General features: G+C 75.5%; 7 protein-coding genes and 1 pseudogene. All 8 read left to right on the forward strand.

What is annotated here, in order from left to right; genetic code table 11:
* A pseudogene (locus ACFQ3T_RS32965) lies at positions 1 to 474 on the forward strand (primosome assembly protein PriA); the annotation flags it as partial.
* A gap of 139 nt (positions 475 to 613) precedes the next feature.
* Positions 614 to 2,404, forward strand: a complete 1,791-nt coding sequence (gene ggt / locus ACFQ3T_RS32970; protein WP_380729462.1) for a gamma-glutamyltransferase — start codon at positions 614 to 616, stop codon at positions 2,402 to 2,404.
* A gap of 208 nt (positions 2,405 to 2,612) precedes the next feature.
* Positions 2,613 to 2,759: a hypothetical protein gene (locus ACFQ3T_RS32975; RefSeq protein ID WP_380729450.1), complete on the forward strand. Its 147-nt coding sequence runs from the start codon at positions 2,613 to 2,615 to the stop codon at positions 2,757 to 2,759.
* A gap of 49 nt (positions 2,760 to 2,808) precedes the next feature.
* Entirely contained in the window at positions 2,809 to 3,351 is a 543-nt protein-coding gene (gene def, locus ACFQ3T_RS32980; RefSeq protein ID WP_380729452.1) for a peptide deformylase, read from the forward strand.
* A 269-nt stretch (positions 3,352 to 3,620) separates the two neighbouring features.
* Entirely contained in the window at positions 3,621 to 4,550 is a 930-nt protein-coding gene (gene fmt / locus ACFQ3T_RS32985) for a methionyl-tRNA formyltransferase (RefSeq protein ID WP_380729454.1), read from the forward strand.
* Entirely contained in the window at positions 4,547 to 5,974 is a 1,428-nt protein-coding gene (locus tag ACFQ3T_RS32990) for an RsmB/NOP family class I SAM-dependent RNA methyltransferase (protein WP_380729456.1), read from the forward strand. Before fmt ends, ACFQ3T_RS32990 begins: the two co-directional genes overlap by 4 nt.
* Positions 5,971 to 6,519: a flavoprotein gene (locus ACFQ3T_RS32995; RefSeq protein WP_380729458.1), complete on the forward strand. Its 549-nt coding sequence runs from the start codon at positions 5,971 to 5,973 to the stop codon at positions 6,517 to 6,519. The genes ACFQ3T_RS32990 and ACFQ3T_RS32995 overlap by 4 nt, the downstream gene beginning before the upstream one ends.
* Positions 6,520 to 6,549: 30 nt before the next feature.
* Positions 6,550 to 6,876: DnaA/Hda family protein (locus ACFQ3T_RS33000; protein ID WP_380729460.1), on the forward strand; the 327-nt coding region annotated here is incomplete at its 3' end.

Below are 6,876 nucleotides of genomic sequence, written 5' to 3' on the forward strand. Positions count from 1 at the left end.
CTGCTCGACGGCTGGGCGCTGCTCGGCCGCGCGGACCTGCGCGCGGCCGAGGAAGCGCTGCGCCGCTGGATGACCGCCGCCGCCCTGGTGCACGCGGCGGGCCGGGTGGTCGTCGTGGCCGAGTCGTCGCTGGCCCCGGTCCAGGCCCTTGTGCGCTGGGACCCGGTGTGGCACGCCGGTCAGGAGCTGGCGGCGCGGGCGGAGCTGGGGTTCCCGCCCGCCGTGCGGATGGCCACGGTGGACGGCTCGCCGGACGCGCTGGCCGGTGTCCTGTCGGAACTGCGCCTGCCGCCGACCGGCGAGGTCCTCGGCCCGGTGCCGCTGTCCGAGGACCGGGAACGCGCCCTGGTCCGGGTGTCCCGGACGGAGGGACGGGTGCTGGCCACCGTCCTGGCCGAAGTGCTCGCCGTGCGCAGCGCCCGCAAGGAACCGGACGTGGTGCGGGTCAAGCTCGACCCGCTGGAAGTCCTCTGACCCCGGCGGACGCCCGCCCGGCCCGCCCTCCGCCGTGGTCCGCGCCGCCGTGATCGGTCCCGCCGGGGTCCGTGCCGTCGCCGGGTGAACCCTTCTTCGGGTGGTTCAGGTTTTCGGCGCGGTGGAGTACAAGGGAACGATGCTCCGGTCGACGATCGCCAGCGTCCTCGCCTCCCTCCTCGTCGTGCCCCTCCTACCCGCCACCGCGCCGGCCGCGCCGCTGACCGCCGAGGCGCCCCGCGTGCCGGTGGCCGTCGGCGCGGGCGGGGTGGTGTCGAGCGTCGACCCCGACGCGTCGCAGATCGGGATCGACGTGCTGCGCCGCGGCGGGAACGCGGTGGACGCGGCGGTCGCGGTCGCGGCGGCGCTCGGCGTCACCGACCCGTTCTCGGCGGGCATCGGCGGCGGCGGGTTCCTCGTCCACTACGACGCCCGCACCCGCAAGGTGTCCACAGTGGACGGACGGGAGACCGCGCCGACCGCCGCCACCGAGGGCCTGTTCCTGGAGAACGGCGCGCCGATCCCGTTCAGCCAGGCCGTGACCAGCGGGTTGTCCGTCGGCGTCCCCGGCACGCCGCGCACCTGGGAGCACGCGTTGCGGCGGTGGGGCACGTGGTCGCTCGACCAGGCCGTCCGCCCCGCCGAGGACCTGGCCCGGCGCGGCTTCACGGTCGACGCCACGTTCCACCGGCAGGTGAGCGAGAACGCCGCCCGGTTCGCCGACTTCACCTCGTCCCGCGCCCTCTACCTGCCCGACGGCACGCCGCCCGCGGTCGGCAGCACGTTCCGCAACCCCGACCTGGCCGACACGTACCGGGCGCTGCGCGAGGACGGCACGTCCGCGTTCTACGGCGGCGACGTCGCCCGCGACCTGGTCGACGCGGTCCGGCGACCGCCGGTCGTGCCCGGCGCGACGCGCACCGTCCGGCCCGGCGCGATGACCCTCGCGGACCTCGCCGGCTACACCGCGCCCGAGCGCGAGCCCACCCGCGCCCGGTACCGCGGCCTCGACGTGTTCGGCATGGCCCCGCCCTCGTCCGGCGGCACGACCGTGGGCGAGGCGCTGAACATCCTGGAGACCACGGACCTGTCCCGGGAGACCGAGGTCCAGTACCTGCACCGGTTCCTGGAGGCGAGCCGGCTGTCCTTCGCCGACCGCAACCGGTGGGCGGGCGACCCGGCGTTCAGCGACGTGCCGACCCGCGAGCTGCTGTCCCAGCGGTTCGCCGACAGCCGCGCGTGCCTCATCTCACCGACCACCGCGATGGCCGGCGCCGTCGCGCCCGGCGACCCGCGCCACCCGGCGCCGTGCGCGACGAACGGCGAGCCCACCGCCACCCCGTACGAGGGCACGGACACCACGCACCTCACCGTCGCCGACCGCTGGGGCAACGTCGTCGCCTACACGCTGACCATCGAGCAGGAGGGCGGCAGCGGCATCGTCGTGCCCGGTCGCGGGTTCCTGCTGAACAACGAGCTGACGGACTTCTCGTTCACGCCCGTGACGCCGGGCGTGCCGGACCCGAACCTCCCCGGGCCCGGCAAGCGCCCGCGCTCCTCGATGTCGCCGACGATCGTGCTGGACCACGGCAGGCCGGTGCTGGCGCTCGGCTCGCCCGGCGGGGCGAGCATCATCACCACCGTCCTGCACGTCCTCACCCGGCGGCTCGACCGCGGCCTGCCCCTCGTCGAGGCCATCGCCGCACCGCGGGCGTCCCAGCGCAACGCCACCAACACCCAGGCGGAGACCTCCTTCCTCGCCACCCCGGAAGCCGAGGCGCTGCGCGCGTTGGGGCACCGGTTCTCGTCCACCTCGGAGATCGGGGCGGTCACGGCGGTCGAACGCCTGCCTGACGGCCGTTGGCGCGCGGCGGCGGAGACCACCCGGCGCGGTGGTGGCGCGGCCCGCGTCGTCCGACCGATCCCGTGACCCCGTGACGCGGTCCCGCCCGGGCGGGACCGCGTCCCTCACTCCAGGCCCGGTCCTCGGCGAGCGACCACGACGCCGTCAGCCGGTAGGCCCGGCGTCGCGATCGACTCAGCCCGTGGGATGAGGCCGGTCCGCTACCCCGAGCGGACGCCCGCCGACGCCCGCGGACGACACCCTGGGGGCACGCAGACCGAACGGGAGCCGCGACATGACCACCATGACCACGACCGCGATGACCATGACGACCGTCACGGCCAGGGTGCCGGCCGCCGTCACCACGTCGGCCCGTTTCCTGGGCCACTTCCTGGCCGCGCTGGTCGGTGTCGCGTTCCTCGGCCGTGACCTGGAGCACTGAGGCCCCTTTCGTAGACTGGGCGGAATCCACCCGGCTGCGAGGAGCGCGCGTGACCGTCCAACCCATCCGGCTGTTCGGCGACCCGGTGCTGCGGACGCCCGCCGTCGAGGTCACCCACTTCGACGCCGAGCTGCGCAAGCTGGTCAAGGACCTGTGGGACACGATGAGCGAAGCGGGTGGCGCCGGGCTCGCGGCGCCGCAGCTCGGCGTCGGACTGCGCGTGTTCACCTACCACTGCGACGGTTTCGCCGGGCACCTGGTGAACCCGACGTTCGACGTCGTCGGCGAGGAGTTCCAGGAGGGCCCGGAGGGCTGCCTGTCGATCCCCGGCCTGTCGTGGGACTGCCGCCGCCACCGCCAGGTCGTCGCGCGCGGCTGGAACATGCACGGCGAGCCGATCGAGGTCGAGGGCACGGACCTGCTGGCGCGCTGCATCCAGCACGAGACCGACCACCTGGACGGCGTGCTCTTCGTCGACCGGCTGGACGAGCAGACCCGCAAGGACGCCCTGCGGGCGATCCGGCAGCAGGAGTGGTTCGACGGCGGTGTGCCCGCGATCAAGCAGTCGCCGCACCCGCTGTTCGGTGGCTGATCGCCGCCGCGCGAAATCCGGCCGGTCGTAGGGCCGTCGCCGCGCGGACCTTGGCCGGTCGTCGCGCCGTCGCCGCGCGGACCCCGGGCCGCCGACGACCGGCGTGACCTCGCGCGGGCGCGCTCGTGGCGCGGCACTCTCCTAGACTTGCCGTCTGCGGTGAGGCCGTCGGCGTCCGCCGACGGGTCCGATGCGAGGAGAGTGCGTGTTCGTCCAAGACACCAGGCCGTCTCGACCGAGTGCCCCCGTGCCGTCCGGAGGGGTCTGACATGCGCCTGGTCTTCGCGGGCACGCCGGAGCCCGCCCTGCCGTCGCTGCGGGCGCTGCTGGACTCCGGTCGGCACGAGGTGGTGGCCGTCGTCACCAGGCCCGACGCGCCGGCGGGACGCGGTCGCCGGGTGGAGCGGTCGCCGGTCGCGGCGCTCGCCGACGAACGCGGCATCGAGGTGCTGACGCCCGCGAAGGCGGGCGACCCGGCGTTCCAGGCGCGGTTGAAGGAGCTGGAGCCGGACCTGTGCCCGGTGGTGGCCTACGGCGCGCTGCTGCCCGAGTCGGCCCTCGCGATCCCGACTCACGGGTGGGTGAACCTGCACTTCTCCGTGCTGCCCGCGTGGCGCGGCGCGGCTCCCGTCCAGGCGTCGATCCGGCACGGCGACGACATCACCGGCGCGACCACGTTCCGCATCGTCAAGGAGCTGGACGCGGGCCCGGTGTACGGGGTGGTGACCGAGCGGGTGCGCGAGCGCGACACCGCGGGCGACCTGCTCGGCCGCCTCGCCGAGTCCGGCGCGAACCTGCTTCTGTCCACTGTGGACGGTATCGCGGACGGGTCGCTGCGGCCGGTGGAGCAGCCCGGCCAGGGTGTGAGCTACGCGCCGAAGGTCACCGTGGAGGACGCGCGGCTGGACTTCGGCACGCCCGCCGTCGCGCTGGACCGGGTGGCCCGCGCGGTCACGCCGGACCCCGGCGCGTGGGCGGAGTTCCGCGGCGAACGGCTGAAGCTCGGCCCGGTGACGCCGGTCGAGTCGGAGGAACCGCCCGCGCCCGGTGAGATCCGGGTGGAGCGCAGGCGCGTGCTCGTCGGCACGGCCACCGACCCGGTGGCGCTGGGCGACGTGCAGGCGCAGGGCAAGAAGAGGATGTCGGCGAACGACTGGGCGCGCGGCGCCCGGATCGAGGCGGGGGAGCGGATTTCATGACCCAGAGGTCTTCCCGGCCGTCCCGGCCGCAGCGGGCGCACCCGCCGCGCGGGCGCTCCGGCCCGGAGCGTCCCCCCGTCGAGGACCCGGCGCGCCAAGCCGCGCTGGACACCCTGCGCGCGGTGCGCCAGCGTGACGCCTACGCGAACCTCGTGCTCCCCGGCATCCTCCGGGAACGCAGGATCACCGGTCGGGACGCGGCCCTCGCCACCGAGCTCACGTACGGCTCGCTGCGCGCGCAGGGCCTGCTGGACGCGGTGCTGGCGGCGTGCGCCGAACGACCGCTGTCCGAAGTGGACGGTGCGGTGCTCGACGCGCTGCGCCTCGGCGCCTACCAACTGCTCCGCACCCGCATCCCGGCGCACGCGGCGGTCGCGTCCACGGTCGACCTGGTGCGCGCCGACCGCGGTTCCGGCGCGGCCGGGTTCGCGAACGCGGTGCTGCGCCGCGTCACCGGGCAGGACGAGGCGGCCTGGGTCGAGGAGGTCGCGCCCGACGAGGACGCCGACCCGATCGGCTACCTGGCCATGGCACACGCCCACCCGAGGTGGATCGCGCAGGCGTTCGCGGAGGCCCTCGGCAGCCGCGGCGAGCCGCTGCGCGACGCGCTGGCCGCCGACGACACGCGCCCGGCCGTGCACCTGGCGGCCCGTCCCGGCGAGTGCAGCGCGGACGAGCTGGCCGCGATGACCGGCGGCGAGGTCGCGCCGTACTCGCCGTACGGGGTGCACCTGGACACCGGCGCGGGCGACCCGGGCGACCTGGACCCGGTGCGCGAGCGGCTGGCGACGGTGCAGGACGAGGGCAGCCAGCTGTGCGCGGTGGCGTTGACGCGCGTGCCGCTCGACGGTCCCGACGAGCGGTGGCTCGACCTGTGCGCCGGTCCGGGCGGCAAGGCCGTGATGCTGGGTGCCCTCGCGTCGCTGTCCGGCGCGTCGCTGGACGCGGTCGAGAAGGCGCCGCACCGGGCCGACCTGATCCGCAAGGCGGCGGGTGACGTGCCGATGACCGTGCACGTCGCCGACGGCCGTGAGTCCGGGCTGCCCGAGGGCTCGTTCGACCGGGTGCTGGTCGACGCGCCGTGCACGGGCCTGGGCGCGCTGCGCCGTCGTCCGGAGGCGCGGTGGCGGCGGCAGCCGTCGGACGTCGCGCCGCTGGCCCGGTTGCAGCGCGAGCTGCTGACGGCGGCGTTGACGCTGGTCCGGCCGGGCGGGGTGGTGGCGTACGTGGTGTGCTCGCCGCACCTGTCGGAGACGGTGGGCGTGGTCGCCGACGTCGTCCGCCGCACCGGCTCGGAGTGGCTGGACGCCCGCGAGTTCTTCCCCGGCGTCCCCGACTTGGGCGACGGGCCGCAGGTGCAGCTGTGGCCGCACGTGCACGGCACGGACGCGATGTTCTGCGCCGTGCTCCGGCGGCCCGCGTGACGGCTGCCGGTGCCGTCGGCGCGGTGCTCGGGCTGGTCGCGGCGTCGGCGGGCGGGGTGGAGCGGTGGCTGGTCGACGGCCTGGCGCGGCCGTTGGCCGACCGGGGGTGGCGGCTGGCCGTCACGCTGACCCCGACCGCCGGCCGCTGGCTGGAACCGCTGCTGCCCGCGCTCGCGGCCACGACGGACCTGCCGGTGCGCTGGACGTCCCGGCTGCCGACCGAGCCGAAGCCGCACCCGGTGCCGGACGCGTTCGCGTTCGCGCCGGCCACCGCGAACTCGCTGGCCAAGCTCGCGCTCGGGATCGCCGACAACCAGGCGCTCACGGTGCTGTGCGAGGCGGTGGGCCGGCGTGCCCCGGTGGTGGTGCTGCCGCAGGTGTCGGACGACCAGGCCGCGCACCCGGCGTTCCCCGGTCACCTGGACGTGCTGCGCTCGGCCGGGGTGGTGCTCGCGACCGATCCCGGATCGGTGATCCGGGAACTGGATCGGGTTGCGCCATTCGTCGCATTCGGTGAAAACGGCGGGAACGGCGCCGGAGGCTGAATTGACAGTCAGTCGAGACGCGTAGCAGTCTTGATTGTGTCGAAATCGTACGGCCGGGAAAGTGAATGGGCTTCGGTTCTGCGCTTCCTGTCCGAGCCGGGTGGCCTGCTGGCCATCGACGGCCCGCCGTGCTCCGGCAAGTCCCTGCTGCTGCGCGAGGCGGTGGCCGCCGCCCGTGAGCGGGGCCGCGACGTCCTCCCGGTCTCCGGCGCCGAGCTGGCCTCGGCGCCCCTCGTCGCAGGCACCGTGATCGCCGTGGACGACGCGCACCACGACCCGGCCGCCGTGCTCGCCCTCCTGCCCCGGCTGCGCGACCGGCGGGTCACCGCGCTGCTGGCCTGGTCGGGCTCCCGCGCC

Origin of the sequence: Saccharothrix hoggarensis, assembly GCF_042678885.1 — a bacterium.
Classification (GTDB): Bacteria; Actinomycetota; Actinomycetes; order Mycobacteriales; family Pseudonocardiaceae; genus Actinosynnema; species Actinosynnema hoggarensis.